Origin of the sequence: Sulfuricaulis sp., assembly GCF_040901545.1 — a bacterium.
Taxonomy (GTDB): domain Bacteria; phylum Pseudomonadota; class Gammaproteobacteria; order Acidiferrobacterales; family Sulfurifustaceae; genus Sulfuricaulis.
In genome coordinates, this window is record NZ_JBBDYL010000063.1 from 1 (window position 1) to 12,653 (window position 12,653).

Annotated in this window: 21 protein-coding genes and 3 pseudogenes; 19 read left to right on the forward strand and 5 right to left on the reverse strand. The window is 58.5% G+C overall.

Annotated features, from left to right (window positions below; all coding sequences use genetic code 11):
• Positions 1-121: 121 nt before the first annotated feature.
• The 3 genes and pseudogenes from WD823_RS12895 to WD823_RS12905 all read left to right on the forward strand — a co-directional run.
• A pseudogene (locus tag WD823_RS12895) lies at positions 122-205 on the forward strand (alkylphosphonate utilization protein); the annotation flags it as partial.
• Between the two features lie 146 nt (positions 206-351).
• A complete protein-coding gene (locus WD823_RS12900; RefSeq protein WP_368429907.1) occupies positions 352-729 on the forward strand; it encodes a type II toxin-antitoxin system RelE/ParE family toxin in 378 nt (125 codons plus the stop codon).
• Complete coding sequence (locus WD823_RS12905; RefSeq protein ID WP_368429908.1) at positions 716-1,030, forward strand: helix-turn-helix domain-containing protein; 315 nt, start codon at positions 716-718, stop codon at positions 1,028-1,030. Before WD823_RS12900 ends, WD823_RS12905 begins: the two co-directional genes overlap by 14 nt.
• Before the next feature lie 207 nt (positions 1,031-1,237).
• Here the strand turns inward: WD823_RS12905 and WD823_RS12910 are convergent, their stop codons facing one another.
• Positions 1,238-1,408 (reverse strand): LexA family protein, encoded by a 171-nt coding sequence (locus WD823_RS12910; protein WP_368429909.1) that lies wholly within the window; start codon positions 1,406-1,408, stop codon positions 1,238-1,240.
• Between the two features lie 213 nt (positions 1,409-1,621).
• Here WD823_RS12910 and WD823_RS12915 point away from each other — a divergent pair, with 213 nt between their 5' ends.
• A complete protein-coding gene (locus tag WD823_RS12915) occupies positions 1,622-1,909 on the forward strand; it encodes a type II toxin-antitoxin system HigB family toxin (protein WP_368429910.1) in 288 nt (95 codons plus the stop codon).
• Positions 1,910-1,911: 2 nt separating this feature from the next.
• Positions 1,912-2,322, forward strand: a complete 411-nt coding sequence (locus WD823_RS12920) for a type II toxin-antitoxin system HigA family antitoxin (protein WP_368429911.1) — start codon at positions 1,912-1,914, stop codon at positions 2,320-2,322.
• 181 nt (positions 2,323-2,503) lie between these two features.
• Here WD823_RS12920 and WD823_RS12925 read toward each other — a convergent pair whose 3' ends face one another.
• Positions 2,504-3,079: a LexA family protein gene (locus tag WD823_RS12925; RefSeq protein WP_368429912.1), complete on the reverse strand. Its 576-nt coding sequence runs from the start codon at positions 3,077-3,079 to the stop codon at positions 2,504-2,506.
• A gap of 222 nt (positions 3,080-3,301) precedes the next feature.
• Between WD823_RS12925 and WD823_RS12930 the strand changes: the two genes are divergently transcribed.
• The 14 genes and pseudogenes from WD823_RS12930 to WD823_RS12995 all read left to right on the forward strand — a co-directional run bounded on the left by WD823_RS12930 (position 3,302) and on the right by WD823_RS12995 (position 10,687).
• Positions 3,302-3,862, forward strand: coding sequence for an ORF6N domain-containing protein (locus WD823_RS12930; RefSeq protein WP_368429913.1), 561 nt, complete (start codon positions 3,302-3,304; stop codon positions 3,860-3,862).
• Positions 3,863-3,868: 6 nt separating this feature from the next.
• The gene (locus WD823_RS12935; RefSeq protein WP_368429914.1) at positions 3,869-4,618 is read left to right on the forward strand and encodes a DUF5131 family protein; all 750 of its coding nucleotides are present in this window, start codon (positions 3,869-3,871) and stop codon (positions 4,616-4,618) included.
• Positions 4,619-4,837: 219 nt separating this feature from the next.
• Positions 4,838-6,610, forward strand: a complete 1,773-nt coding sequence (locus WD823_RS12940; RefSeq protein ID WP_368429915.1) for a DUF2235 domain-containing protein — start codon at positions 4,838-4,840, stop codon at positions 6,608-6,610.
• A gap of 373 nt (positions 6,611-6,983) precedes the next feature.
• On the forward strand, positions 6,984-7,265 hold the full coding sequence (locus tag WD823_RS12945; protein WP_368429916.1) for a CopG family ribbon-helix-helix protein: 282 nt from the start codon (positions 6,984-6,986) through the stop codon (positions 7,263-7,265).
• Complete coding sequence (locus WD823_RS12950; RefSeq protein ID WP_368429917.1) at positions 7,253-7,549, forward strand: type II toxin-antitoxin system RelE/ParE family toxin; 297 nt, start codon at positions 7,253-7,255, stop codon at positions 7,547-7,549. Before WD823_RS12945 ends, WD823_RS12950 begins: the two co-directional genes overlap by 13 nt.
• Before the next feature lie 121 nt (positions 7,550-7,670).
• A complete protein-coding gene (locus WD823_RS12955; protein ID WP_368429918.1) occupies positions 7,671-7,907 on the forward strand; it encodes a DUF6364 family protein in 237 nt (78 codons plus the stop codon).
• Positions 7,904-8,305, forward strand: coding sequence for a putative toxin-antitoxin system toxin component, PIN family (locus WD823_RS12960; protein WP_368429919.1), 402 nt, complete (start codon positions 7,904-7,906; stop codon positions 8,303-8,305). Before WD823_RS12955 ends, WD823_RS12960 begins: the two co-directional genes overlap by 4 nt.
• 290 nt (positions 8,306-8,595) lie before the next feature.
• Positions 8,596-8,910, forward strand: a pseudogene (locus tag WD823_RS12965) (type II toxin-antitoxin system RelE/ParE family toxin).
• Complete coding sequence (locus tag WD823_RS12970; RefSeq protein WP_368429920.1) at positions 8,903-9,235, forward strand: helix-turn-helix domain-containing protein; 333 nt, start codon at positions 8,903-8,905, stop codon at positions 9,233-9,235. Before WD823_RS12965 ends, WD823_RS12970 begins: the two are co-directional and overlap by 8 nt.
• A 56-nt stretch (positions 9,236-9,291) precedes the next feature.
• Positions 9,292-9,463, forward strand: a pseudogene (locus WD823_RS12975) (type II toxin-antitoxin system RelE/ParE family toxin); the annotation flags it as partial.
• Positions 9,460-9,750: an addiction module antidote protein gene (locus tag WD823_RS12980; protein WP_368429921.1), complete on the forward strand. Its 291-nt coding sequence runs from the start codon at positions 9,460-9,462 to the stop codon at positions 9,748-9,750. The pseudogene WD823_RS12975 and the gene WD823_RS12980, both read left to right, overlap by 4 nt.
• 14 nt (positions 9,751-9,764) lie before the next feature.
• Positions 9,765-10,058, forward strand: a complete 294-nt coding sequence (locus tag WD823_RS12985; RefSeq protein WP_368429927.1) for a HigA family addiction module antitoxin — start codon at positions 9,765-9,767, stop codon at positions 10,056-10,058.
• A 186-nt stretch (positions 10,059-10,244) separates the two neighbouring features.
• Positions 10,245-10,484 (forward strand): nucleotidyltransferase domain-containing protein, encoded by a 240-nt coding sequence (locus tag WD823_RS12990; RefSeq protein ID WP_368429922.1) that lies wholly within the window; start codon positions 10,245-10,247, stop codon positions 10,482-10,484.
• The gene (locus WD823_RS12995) at positions 10,481-10,687 is read left to right on the forward strand and encodes a HEPN domain-containing protein (protein ID WP_368429923.1); all 207 of its coding nucleotides are present in this window, start codon (positions 10,481-10,483) and stop codon (positions 10,685-10,687) included. Before WD823_RS12990 ends, WD823_RS12995 begins: the two co-directional genes overlap by 4 nt.
• 85 nt (positions 10,688-10,772) lie before the next feature.
• Here WD823_RS12995 and WD823_RS13000 read toward each other — a convergent pair whose 3' ends face one another.
• The 3 genes from WD823_RS13000 to WD823_RS13010 form a co-directional block, all read right to left on the reverse strand.
• Positions 10,773-11,915, reverse strand: coding sequence for an aminotransferase class V-fold PLP-dependent enzyme (locus WD823_RS13000; protein WP_368429924.1), 1,143 nt, complete (start codon positions 11,913-11,915; stop codon positions 10,773-10,775).
• A 143-nt stretch (positions 11,916-12,058) separates the two neighbouring features.
• Complete coding sequence (locus tag WD823_RS13005; protein WP_368429925.1) at positions 12,059-12,289, reverse strand: SPW repeat protein; 231 nt, start codon at positions 12,287-12,289, stop codon at positions 12,059-12,061.
• Positions 12,290-12,465: 176 nt separating this feature from the next.
• Positions 12,466-12,653: LexA family protein (locus tag WD823_RS13010; protein WP_368429926.1), on the reverse strand; the 188-nt coding region annotated here is incomplete at its 5' end.

Genomic DNA, 12,653 nt, shown 5'->3' on the forward strand with positions numbered 1-12,653 from the left:
TATATTTTCTTTCACGCCCACTCTTCGCACCGCCTCATCATCAAGCATTTAATTCGTAAATAGGGCACAGACCACGCTTTCCTTCTCACACGATTCAACCAATCCACCGCAGGACAAACTCATGAGCAACTTACCCCCATGCCCCCAATGCGGCTCGGCCTACACCTACGAAGATCGAGACATGTTCGTCTGCCCGGAATGCGCGTCCGCCTTCCTGCGTCCGGCCTCATATTCAACCTTTATATCGAGGGCTGACCGGCATGGGTATCGCGGTATAGTCTGATTTCGGTAATCAGCTCATCGCCCATTTTACTCTATACCACTTAGTGCTATAGTAATACTTGTCCTCGGATGAACCTATACAAAACCAAATGGTTTCACCGTTGGGCTGCTAGAGAAGGGCTTACCGATGCCGCTTTGTGGACGGCCGTTATGGAGTTGGAGCAGGGTCTGGCTGATGCGCTCGGAGGTAATGTGTATAAGAAACGCATTGGCCTTCCGGGTCGCGGTAAACGTGGCAGTGTCCGCACTTTAATTGCATTCAGACAAGGCGAGAGGGCGTTTTTCATGTACGGCTACCCGAAAAATGAGCGGGCCAATATCAGCAACGATGATTTAAAGGCTTTGCGATTGTTGGCCAAGGAGTTGCTGGGCTATAACGAACAGGGCTTGGCCAAAGCTGTGAAAGCAGGCGAACTGATTGAGGTTAATGACGATGGCAAAACATAAATCTGTGCTGAAAGTGGTGCACGAGACCGCCCGCGGTCTGCGCAAAGCCGGTTTGATGGAAACTAAAACGATGCGCGAGTTTGACGTGCTGTGCCTGCCTCGGGTCAAAGAATACACGGCCACGCAGATCAAGCGCATTCGCGAACGCAACAAAGCGAGTCAGGCCGTGTTCGCCGCGTATCTCAATACCAGCGTTTCGACCGTTCAGAAGTGGGAACGTGGTGAAAAAAAACCTAATGGGCCTTCGCTGAAATTGCTGAGTCTGGTCGAATCCAGAGGGCTTCAGGTGCTCGCTGCATAGTAATACCGGGGCCAGCGCGCCGGGGCAACCCGAAAATCAACACCGTGATGGCTCTGCTGTGGGCCAGAAAACCGAGGGGAAAAGGGGACGCTTCCCTTATTTCTCTGACGGAGGCGCCGGAAACTTGCGCCCAATTCGTTTTGTTTACCTGAATTGCTGTCAGTACCTCCGAAACTGTCCAACCACCGAACAGTGACCACCCTCACCCTACCCTCTCCCTGAGGGAGAGGGTAAACGGATGTGCTCGCCTTTCGGGCGGATGACCGGATAGGACTTGTTCTCCAGCCTCAACACAACCCGGCCGCGCTCGCGGTCCAGCCGCTTCAGCGTGAATTCGTTATCCACGATCGTGCACAAGTGCGGGGTCAGGTCTTGCATTAGCACATTCCTCTCCAGCAACGAAAAATCAGGGGCAACTCAGACCACGGTTTCTGTCGGAGTGGTCCGTTAAGCGATGGCTTATCTTTCAATCCGATCGCCTTCCTGCGGCTTGCGCTAGCCAACCACCCACTCCAACGCCCGGTCGAGCTGCTCCATCGGCGGGGGTGTACGGGTCTTGCCATATCTCAGAATGAGATATACACTTCAACGGTGCATGTCATAACGCGAAAGCGACTGCGGGAGTTCGCCGCCAAGCACAGGGAGGCGGAGGAGCCGCTCAGCGTTTGGTATGTCATCATGTCCAGGACCGATTTTGGCTCGTTTGCCGAGCTTAAGCGGGTCTTCGGGTCGTTGGACAAGGTAGGGAGGTTCACCGTCTTCGACATCGGTGGAAACAAGTTCAGGCTGATTGCGGCGATTCATTACAATCGGAAGAAGGTGTACATCCGGCAGGTACTTACGCATGCTGAGTATGATCAAGACAAGTGGAAGGACTAATTATGCTGGCCAATAAAATGAAGGAAGTCGTTCGGGAGTACCGCCGGCTGCGGGCCGTGGTGCCGCTCGGCACCTTGCGCACGAAGAAGGAGTACGAGCGCGCGGTCGGGCTGTTGGATGCGATCCTCGACGAGATCGGGGACGACGAGAAGCATCCGCTGGCGGAACTTGCCGACGCGATCGGTGTCTTTGTCGCGAAGTACGAGGACGAGCACGTGCGCCTCGTGGCCGCCAAGCCCGCGGCGGTGTTGAAGTTTCTCATGCGTGAACACGGGCTGCGGCAATCCGACTTTTCGGAGATCGGTACCCAAGGTGTTGTGTCGGAGGTGTTGGCGGGCAAGCGGGAGCTGAACACGCGGCAGATCAAGCGGCTTGCCAAGCGCTTCGGTGTTTCGCCCGCGGTGTTTATCTGATTTCAACCCGGTGGCGGGGTCTGCAGTGGCGGGATCAGGTCTTGCATTAGCACATTCCTCTCCAGCAACAAAAAATCTGGTGCAACTCAACATGATTTAAAAATACGCAGCTATAAACTTTAACCACCAAGCTAAAAGTGACCGGGCGCGCGTGGGTAGTATTTCTTAGTACTCCTAAACATTATCGGTACTTCCGAATTTGCCCAACCACCACCCCGAAAATCTCAAGCTCGCCTTTCGGGCGGATGACCGGATAGGCCTTGTTCTCCGGCTTCAGCACGATCCGACCGCGTTCGCGGTCGAGCCGCTTCAGCGTGAATTCGTTGTCCACGATGGCGACGACAATATCACCCGCATTCGCGTTGGTGCGCTTTTCCACAACGACGATGTCGTTGGCGTGAATGCCGGCATCAATCATCGAGTCGCCTTTCACGCGGATCAGAACCGTCTTTGACGGGTGCGGCAGCAGATAGTCATCAATCGTCAGAATGTCCGGCCCCAGATCCGCCGCCGGGGCAGGCATGCCCGCCCGGACGCTTTCAGCAAAGGGCCGCTCGAAAAACCGTCGTCCGGGTTTGAGCCGCTTGCCCGGCGTGCTTTCCAGAAAGCCTTCGCCCTTCAGCCGCAAGACCATGTCCGCCACCGAGGCCTTCGAGGCCAGTCCAACAAGCTTGCCAATGGTGGAATAGGACGGCAGCACCCGGTGCCGGGCGTAGTAGTCCTGGAGCTTGGTGAGGTATTGACCGTCAGTGGACATGGGGATACGCTACCGAACGATCGTTCGCCGGTCAAGATTGGTTGTGGGATTTCGTCAGGAGGGTGGCATGAAAGCCGAGAGACCGGGGGAAAGTACCGAGGAGGCGGTACGTTTAGGGTCACATTTTGTGACCTTCATGTTGGGGTGGCCTGAGTCGCGTTACAGAGGGGGCTAGGACGAATCCATCGGCCTTATGCAGTGCCGAGAGGAAGGGAAAACAACATGGAGAAACAAATGAAAAAGCTCAAGGGCATCATCCCGATTGAGCGTATCGCAGATCAGATTTACACCGTACGCGAGAAACGGGTCATGCTGGACACCGATCTGGCCCGGTTATATGGCGTGGCCACGCGGCGGCTGAACGAGCAGGTCAGACGCAACGCAGGCCGTTTCCCGGACGACTTTGCGTTTCAGTTGACGAATCAGGAGCTTGCCAGCTTGATGTCGCAAAATGCGACATCAAGTGATGCGCGCCGCGGCCACGGCGGACGGCGCAAGCCGCCTCTGGTGTTCACCGAACACGGCGCCATTATGGCCGCATCCGTGCTCAACTCTCCCCGCGCCGCCGAAGTCAGCGTATTTGTCGTACGAGCTTTTGTGAAGCTGCGCGAGTTGACCATGGCCCACAAGGAGATCCGGAAAAAGCTGGACGAGCTGGAACATAAAGTCACCGGGCATGACCAGGCCATAGCCGGTTTGATCAATGCGATTCGCGAGTTGATGACCCCGCCGGAGCCGAAAAAGAAACGCCCCATCGGGTTTGCGCCGTGGAAAGATAAGTAGCAGCGGATGGGCACCCAAAGCCGGATCGAATGGACCGAGCAAACTTGGAACCCCACGGTCGGATGCACGAAGATTTCGCCCGGTTGCAAGAACTGCTACGCCGAGACCATGGCCCGGCGCTTGCACGCCATGGGCATGCGCGGCTACGAGAACGGCTTCCGTTTAACACTGATGCCTGAACGTCTATCCGAACCGCTGGAGCGTCGGAAACCGGCGGTTTACTTCGTGAACTCCATGTCTGACTTGTTTCACGAAAAGGTACCGTTCGATTACATCCGCAAGGTGTTCGATGTAATGGCGCAGGCACATCAACACACATTTCAAGTGCTCACCAAACGCGCTGACCGCATGGCGGAATTCTGCGCCAGCGTCGTGATACCGCCTAATGTTTGGCTTGGCGTATCGGTCGAGAGCCGGAAACATGGCGTCCCGAGAATCGGTGTGTTGCGGGAAATCGAAACCAGCGTGCGTTTTCTGTCTATCGAGCCCCTGCTGGAGCACCTGGGCGAAATTGACCTGACGGGTATTCACTGGGCCATTGTCGGCGGCGAGTCCGGCCCGAAGGCAATGCCGATGAAACGGGAATGGGTGGACGACATTAAACGACAATGTGACCGGGCTGGCGTGGCGTTCTTCTTCAAGCAGTGGGGCACTTGGGGCGCAGACGGCCAGAAGCGATCGAAGGGTGCGAACGGCCGGCGGTACCGCGGCAAGGTTTGGGACGCGATGCCAGCCTTATCCACTGTAGCTTTCTGAAGTAGCAATCAAGAAGTTCAGACTCCATTGAAGGAGGCGTAGATATGCCCGGTGCTTTTGCTCATATGTTAGCTGCTGAGAAAGCGAAGCAAACAGCAGAATCCAAAGGTCTTCATTCGATTGCTCGAAGTGCGCTTAAGTATCCTCAAAGTAAAAGGGGACGGATTAAAGATTGAGCAGCCTCAACTGAAGTCACAGGCCGGAAAGGGAGAAAATCCGATGCCAAAAAACATCATCCTGTGTTCAGACGGAACCGGGAACAGCGGCGGGAAGGGCCACGGGACGAATGTCTGGAGGCTGTACAAGGCGATCGATCTGCATCATCCCCGGGCGCAGGTCAGCATTCACGACGACGGCGTCGGCACCCGCGACTTCGTGTTGTTCAAACTGCTGGGCGGGGCCTTTGGCTGGGGGCTGAAGCGGAACGTCAAGCGCCTCTACAAGTTTCTCGTGGTTCAGTACGAACGCGGGCCGGGCGGGGCGTCCGGTGACGATATTTTTCTTTTCGGGTTCAGCCGCGGCGCGCACACCGTGCGCATGGTCGCGGGCATGGTCTGCCGCTGCGGGCTCGTCGACCGCACGCAATGCGGTTCGGAGCGGGAGCTGGATGCGCGCATCGACGAGGCCTACGACGCCTATGTCAAATGCTTCGCGCGCGCGATACGCCAGCGTGAGCCTCACAGCGGCAGTCCGGCGGATCCGGTGCAATACGCCGTATCCAGCGAGGCGAAGCCATGGGTCGAACCACCCGAGCTCACGCGCTTTCGCGCGCAGAAATACGTCATTCCCGATGTCCCGATCAAATTCATCGGCGTCTGGGACACGGTCAACGCAGTGGGCGTGCCGTTCGACGAATTGCGCGAGGGCCTGGATCTGCTGCAGCGGGTCGCCATTCGCGACAAGACGCTGTATCCGCTGGTGCGGCACGCCTGCCACGCCGTGGCCATCGACGATCAGCGCCACTCCTTCCACCCGGTGCTATGGAACGAACGCAAGCTGGCGCCCGGGCAGAGCATCGAGCAGGTCTGGTTCGCGGGCGTGCATTCCAACGTGGGCGGCGGCTACCCCAAAGACCAGATGGCGCTGGTCTCGCTGAACTGGATGATGGCGAAGGCCAGGCAGCAGGGCGTGGTTTTTATCGATGAGATGTGGGAAGGGTACCGGCGCGAGGCGGATGTCCACAGCAAGTTGTACGATTCCCGCGCCGGCCTGGCCGCCTATTACCGTTACCTGCCCCGCGATGTCAAAAAGATCTGCCTGGAGCATGGCATCCCCCAGGCGAAGATTCACGTCAGCGTATTCGATCGCATACAGCGCGCCTCGGACGGTTACGCGCCATTCAACCTGCCGGACGATTTCGTGATGGAAATGGCGGATGCGACCACCGCCACCGGGTTCGATGCCAGCCTTATCGATTCCTATATTGCTGAGCGCAGCCTGGACCCCCATCGCGCGAAGCTCCTGGGCAAAATCTGGGATCTGGTCTGGATCAAGCGCTGGTTGTATCTACTGACGCTGGCGGCGACCGGCTCGCTGTTGTACGTCATTTACTGGCTCGGTTCGCAGCCCGCGCTGGTGCGCAGCGACGAGTGGCGCATCATGGGGTGGATTTTCGCGGCGCTGGACGCGCTGACGCCGGACGCCGCCCGTGGCGCCCTGGACGCCCTGCGCTCAGACCCGTTCTGGCTCTTCCTTTTCGCCGCGATCTTCGGCGTACTGGTGTTCGTGATCAAGCGCGTGGACCGGCGCATCAGCGAGGTCGGCAACGCCGGCTGGCGTTACGTGTTCGAGAATCATCGCCAGCAGGCGCTCGTGAAATTCGGCCCGTTCGAGTCGTTCCTGCTCGACCTGGCGCGACGCTTGCGCAACTCCTGGCCGAGCCGCCGCCTCATGCCGTTTCTCAAGGCCCGGATCATGCCGGGGCTCGTGCTGATTGCCACGGCGGCGCTGTTAGTGTGGTTGATCTGGAAGGCCTTTTCAGTCGCAGAATAAAAAGGGGCGGAGGGATTAAAGATTAAGCAGCGGGAAAATGAACCGATGAGGTCAGGAAATAATGGGGGGCAGAGCAAAGTTTTCTCTAATATTCGCCCGCTTCACAGAACGTAGTAATCCGACACGGCTTCCTCCGCGCCATCGGTTCGCGGTCGGCCTAACCGCCCCGGGCGTGTTTGCCGTTGGGTCATCTGCTCGATGCGGGTCTTGAAATCCTCCCGGCCCAAAACCAAATCGGCCCCTATGAATATGTTGTGCGGATGCGGGCCTTGTCCGTCCGGCGCGGCCCGGTGCCGAGCTGCCCGAAAGATGGTTTGGCTGAATACCTGCGCGGTGCTACTATAGTGTTACCTCAACATTTTGGCGCCCCGTCATGACAGCCACGACCACGCTCAAACTGCCCGAAAAACTCAAGACACGAATTGCTCGCTTGGCCAAGGAAACCGGGCGTTCCGCACACAGCCTCATGGTGGAGGCACTGGAACGTGAAGTGGAACGCAAAGAGCGGATGCGGGAGTTCGTGCGTGAGGCGCTCGTCTCCAACGCCGCGGTCGAAGAGGGCGCGGCCGTGTACCGGGCCGAGGACGTTCACCCCTGGCTCGAACGGCTGGCCAAGAAACGTCGAGCCGCCCGGCCCAAGCCGTGGCGCAAATAGTCTATTCGGAGAACGCGCTCGCGAATCTTGAGCGTGTATTTGATTTCCTTGCCGAACACGACCCGCAGGCGGCGCTGGGCGCCGCGCGCAGCATTCGTGAGGCCGTCGATACCCTGTCAAACCATCCGCTGATTGGCCGAACCGTAGCCGGCGAACTGCGTGCGCTGGTGATTTCTTACGGCAAGACGGGGTATGTAGCCTTATATCGCTTCCTGCCCGCGCAAGATCAGGTTCGTACCGTGTCCATACGACATCAGCGCGAACTCGATTATCCGATTGATTAATAGTTTCAGGGCCGTAAGGATTCACGCCTTGCCGCTAATTTGAGGTCTGCGGCATGAAACATATATTGACAGTCTATATACAGCCGGTATGATTAATTCATACCACTTGTGAAGGTGCCTTATGAGTTCAGCAGTCAAAAAGACGATTTCACTCCCCGCCGATCTGGCCAAGGAAGCGGAGGAGGTGGCGCGCGCCGAAGGCAAGTCCCTGAGCGCGGTGGTGCAGGATGCACTGCGTGCAGCGCGCACCAGCCGGCTCAAGACCGACCTGCGCGGCATTCAAGGCTACTGGAGCCGCAAGGCCAGGGAAAAGGGGCTGCTCACCGAGAAGGAGCTTGAGCGCTATCTGCGGAAGTGAGAGCGGTATTCGACACCAACATATTTATTTCCGCGTTCGCCATCCCCGGCAGCCGGGCTGAAACGGCGCTCGTCAAAGTCGCGGAAGGCGCGGTGCAACTGGCCATCTCGCCGGCCATTATCCACGAAGTCCTCGATGTCTTGGCCAGAAAATTCGACCGAAATCCTGAAGAGTTGTCGCGCGCGGCCGTTTATTTGTCCGAACTGGCTGAAGTGGTAACACCCCGGCGGCGGCTGAAGGTGTTGCGCGATGAGCCCGACAATCGAATCCTGGAATGCGCGGCAACAGCTAAGGCCGAGGTAATCGTCACCGGCGACCAAGCCATGTTGGCACTGGGCGAATACCGTGGTATCCGCATTCTGTCACTGAAGGATTTTCTGGCGGGAGTCTTTCCCTAAGCCGGTCCTGGGGTCAGAGCAGGGTCAGAGCAAAGTATTCTCTAATATTCGCCCGCTTCACAGAACGTAGTAATCCGACACGGCTTCCTCCGCGCCATCGGTTCGCGGTCGGCTAACAGTAACCCGCGTGGGCACGCAGAGGTACGATCAAGCCAATCCGAAGTCGCCGATCTTTGCCGAGCTGCGCGCCATGGGTACCTTTCATTTTATACCTTTTCGGGTATAATTAACGCGTGGCCGGGCAACAACAAAAGCCGCTGGTGTGGATAGGGAGCAGCAAGCGGGACCTGATGGCGCTGCCGGTGCCCATTCGGAAGTTTTTCGGCCATGCCTTGGACTTTGCGCAGCGCGGTGACAAGCACGAGGCGGCCAAGGTGCTTAAGGGCTTTGGCGGCGCGGGGAGTCCTGGAGATCGTCGAGGATGGCCGCGGCGGCACGTGCCGGGCCGTTTACACGGTCAAATTCGAGGAAGCGGTATTCGTGTGTTGCATGTGTTCCAGAAAAAGAGCAGGCAGGGTATTGCAACACCCAAACCGGACATGGACATTATCCGCGAACGCCTGAAGGTCGCGGAGCAACTGGTAAAGGAGATGCGCGATGCGTAAGCGAATCGTTAAAGGTGTCGAAACCGAGATGAGTTCCGGCAACGTCTTTGCCGATCTGGGTCTGCGGGACGCGGAAAAACTGAAAATCAAATCCGGTCTGGTTATTCAGATCATCAAGGCGGTGCGTTGCCTTGGCCTGTCGCAAGAAGAGGCGGGCCGGCGTATGGGATTGCCGCAACCCAAGGTGTCCGGCCTGTTTCGCGGTGACTTTACCAATGTCTCCGAACGCAAGCTCATGGACTGCCTGAACCGGCTCGGCTACGACATCGAAATAAAGATAAAACCCGCCACCAAGCGCGTCGGGCATGTGACGCTGGCGGCCTAGCGGGCAAGCTGGACTCGCCCCGCCACATGTTGAGCAGCCTGATGCCGTGCCTCCGCGGAGAGGGAGTGCGTGAGTTACGGATATTCGTCGGCAAGGGTTATCGTGTCTTTATTTGCGCGCGATGGCAAAACGATAGTAGTCCTGCTTTGCGGGGGAGATAAATCCACGCAGGACCGGGACATTGAACTGGCCAAGTCGTATTGGCGTGAATACAGGAGGCAGACATGAAAAGTGTTGCATTCAAGACCGCGGACTATCTCAAGACGCGCAAGGATGCTGTGGCGTATCTCAATGCCGCTCTCGAGGACGGTGAGCCGGCCGTGCTGCTGGAAGCGCTCCGCAACGTGGCGCAAGCCAAGGGCGGTATCGGCGCACTTGCAAAGTCTGCAGGCGTGAGCCGCGAAAGCCTCTATCGGACACTTTCGAGCCGAGGCAATCCTAAGATCGACACCGTGATGGCCTTGTTACGGGCCATGGGGCTTAAATTGAGCATCGATCGGCATAAGGCCGCGTGACAATGAGCGCACGCATGAAAGGCAGGCTGGCCAACATTCATCCCGGCGAGGTCCTTCTTGAGGAATTTCTAAAGCCCATGGGGATCAGCCAGAACAAGATTGCGCGCGATATCGGGGTGTCGCCACGGCGCATCAATGAAATCGTACAGGGGAAACGCGCCATCACGGCGGATACCGCGCTGCGACTGGCGAAATACTTCGACATGTCGGAGTCTTTCTGGATGGGGCTGCAGGCGGATTACGATCTGGAAAACGTGCGTAAAGATCTGGGTAAACGGCTTGAGCGAATCAGCCGTCATGCGGCGTGATGACCAGATCAATGCTTTAAAGGCGCCTAGCTCGATACTCCACGGTAGCCAAGACCGCGAAAAACCCTGGAATGGAAAGTTAAATGTTTTATCGCAAATATCGGTAATGAGCCCCCGGTTATGAAAGAGATCATTCAAGAGTTATCAGCGGCTTTGCGCGCGCTACGGTGACCGCTATCGCGGCCTTTGATTTACGGTTCCGAAGCGCGCCGCGAGGCACGGCCCGACTTGGACGTGGATCTTTTGCTGGTGTTGCGCGACGCAAATCGCCCGTCATGCGAGATCGATCGCATCGCCGGTATCCTCGCGGGTTTCAACATCCGCTACGGTATCCTGCTGTCGGTCTTGCCGGTCGCCGAGAATACCCTCAAGACCGCCGAGGGTCCGTTCTGGCGCAACGTCCGCCGCGAAGGGATAGCGGCTTGACCGACAAAGCGGCGCTTTTCAAGAAAGCGAAGAGATATCTGGCATCAGCCCGTCTGCTTCTCGAGGCCGCCGATTACGACTCCGCGGTGTCGCGGATTTATTATGCCGCAGAAACTTTCAAGTCGTCGAGAAGGAAGCCTACGCGGCCGAGAAAAAATATACCGCTTGAGCCGGCGCTTGAAAAATCCGTGCCGGCGGAATAATAGGAGAGTGACCACGATTTCTGATTGCGAGGTCCGATAGGCAATGGCTTATCGGTCAGTCCGATAGCCGCCCCTCCGGTTTTGTCTAGCCGACCACCAAATCCAACGCCCGGTCGAGCTGCTCCAGTGGAGTATAGAAATGCGGCGAGAAGCGGATGTTGCCGCCGCGCTGCGCGCAGATGACGCCACCCGTGCGTAGGCGTTGGAAGAGCTCTGGTGTCGGAGTGCGGCGGTGGCGGAAGGTGACGATCCCGGCATAACGGCCGGGGCGGTCGGCGGTGACGAGTTCCAGGTCGGCATGAGTCCGGATGGCTTGGAAGAGCAGGGCACTGCGTTGCAGGACGCGGCTCTCGATCTGCGCGATGCTGACCTCGGCGAGCAGCGACAGGCTCGCGCCGAGCGCATAAATACCGAGCATGTTGGGGCTGCCGCACTCGAAGCGGCGCGCCGTGGCGGCCGGTGTCCAGTCCTTGCGGTCGTAGTTGAGATAATCCTCCACCATGTGCCAGCCATGTTGATGCAGCGTGAGACGCTCGCGCCACGCGCCGCGGCAATAGAACACTGCCAGCCCCTCCGGCCCTAGCAGCCATTTGTGACCGTCGGCCATGAGAAAGTCGATGTGGCACGCTCCCACATCATGCGCGAACACGCCGAGGCCCTGGATCGCGTCGACACAGAAGGCGATGCCGCGTGCCTGGCAGGCGGCGCCGAGGCGTGCGAGGTCGAGCCGCAGCCCGCTCGCGTACTGCACCGAACTGATGGCGAGCAGCCGCGTGCGGCCGTCGCAGGCCGCGAGCAGCGCCGCTTCCGGATCGGGGGGACCGGCGAGAGGCACTTGGCGCAGCGTGATGCCGCGGCTGCGCAGCGATTCCCAGACGATGCGGTTCGAGGGGAATTCCTCATCGCTGCTCACGACGTTGTCCCCGGCCACCCACGGAAAGCCGTGTGCCACCACCGAGAGGGCTTCGGAGGTGTTCTTGAGCAGCGCAATATCCTCAGGGATTGTATTAAGGAAGGCGGCGAGATCGCAGCGTAATTGCAGTTCGGCCGCGGTCCACTCGGCATAACGCGCGGCCCCGCGCGCGACATTCTCGTCCGCGAAGCGCACCACGGCGTCAGCCGTGCGCCGCGGCCAGGGCGCGACCGCCGCATGGTTCAGGTAGATCGACTGCCGGACCACCGGGAACTCGTGTTCCAGCAGCGCATCAAGGTAATTGGCTCTCGTCATGGCTCGGGTGGTGTCCACTATAACCCCAGTCCCGCGATCGCGCTGCGTTAAAAAAAGCATGGTCGGATCACCGTCTTCGCGCAAGCAAAAACACCCGGGGATAATCGCTCATCCCCGCCGTCATCGTTGACCCCCGACGCCGGTCACGCGGACTTGGGCTGTGACGGATTCTGCAGCGCCGCCCACAGGGCGTCTGCGCCAATCAGCACGCCGAGGACGATCTGGTTCCACATCGGAGCCGTCTGATCCGCGTAGCCCAACGCAAACGGCACGACGATCAACCACGCGCCGACGACGAGATTCACCCACTCCTCCCACAGTTGCGGGCGCACGATCGCCGCCAGGGAAAAAACGGCGACGGTCGCGCCCGACACATAGCGAGGACTGAGTCAAGTCTTGCATTGACACATTGACACACGCAGTCCTTGTTTAGTGGCCGCGCAGAGGCAAGCGAAAACCAGATCAGAGTAAAAATTCCGCCAATCCTCACACCTGCTGAATGCCCGAGACGAAAACGCGTCAGGAACCGTTTCGTGATTATTAGTTGTTGTCAGTTCTTCCGAAACTGCCCCACCACTGCCCCGAAAATCTCAAGCTTTCCTTGCGGGAGTATGACCGGATAGGCATTGTTCTCCGGTTTCAACACGACCCGGCCCCGTTCGCGGTCCAGCCGTTTCAACGTAAATTCGTTGTCCACGATGGCGACGACGATCTCTCCGACAACGAAATAGCGGGGCG

Excerpts from the sequence above, each read along its gene's own strand:
- WD823_RS12900 (WP_368429907.1), top strand. The coding sequence starts at position 352 with ATGAACCTATACAAAACCAAATGGTTTCACCGTTGGGCTGCTAGAGAA.
- WD823_RS12905 (WP_368429908.1), top strand. The coding sequence starts at position 716 with ATGGCAAAACATAAATCTGTGCTGAAAGTGGTGCACGAGACCGCCCGC.
- WD823_RS12910 (WP_368429909.1), bottom strand. The coding sequence starts at position 1,408 with ATGCAAGACCTGACCCCGCACTTGTGCACGATCGTGGATAACGAATTC.
- WD823_RS12920 (WP_368429911.1), top strand. The coding sequence starts at position 1,912 with ATGCTGGCCAATAAAATGAAGGAAGTCGTTCGGGAGTACCGCCGGCTG.
- WD823_RS12925 (WP_368429912.1), bottom strand. The coding sequence starts at position 3,079 with ATGTCCACTGACGGTCAATACCTCACCAAGCTCCAGGACTACTACGCC.
- WD823_RS12930 (WP_368429913.1), top strand. The coding sequence starts at position 3,302 with ATGGAGAAACAAATGAAAAAGCTCAAGGGCATCATCCCGATTGAGCGT.
- WD823_RS12935 (WP_368429914.1), top strand. The coding sequence starts at position 3,869 with ATGGGCACCCAAAGCCGGATCGAATGGACCGAGCAAACTTGGAACCCC.
- WD823_RS12940 (WP_368429915.1), top strand. The coding sequence starts at position 4,838 with ATGCCAAAAAACATCATCCTGTGTTCAGACGGAACCGGGAACAGCGGC.
- WD823_RS12945 (WP_368429916.1), top strand. The coding sequence starts at position 6,984 with ATGACAGCCACGACCACGCTCAAACTGCCCGAAAAACTCAAGACACGA.
- WD823_RS12955 (WP_368429918.1), top strand. The coding sequence starts at position 7,671 with ATGAGTTCAGCAGTCAAAAAGACGATTTCACTCCCCGCCGATCTGGCC.
- WD823_RS12970 (WP_368429920.1), top strand. The coding sequence starts at position 8,903 with ATGCGTAAGCGAATCGTTAAAGGTGTCGAAACCGAGATGAGTTCCGGC.
- WD823_RS12980 (WP_368429921.1), top strand. The coding sequence starts at position 9,460 with ATGAAAAGTGTTGCATTCAAGACCGCGGACTATCTCAAGACGCGCAAG.
- WD823_RS12985 (WP_368429927.1), top strand. The coding sequence starts at position 9,765 with ATGAAAGGCAGGCTGGCCAACATTCATCCCGGCGAGGTCCTTCTTGAG.
- WD823_RS13000 (WP_368429924.1), bottom strand. The coding sequence starts at position 11,915 with ATGACGAGAGCCAATTACCTTGATGCGCTGCTGGAACACGAGTTCCCG.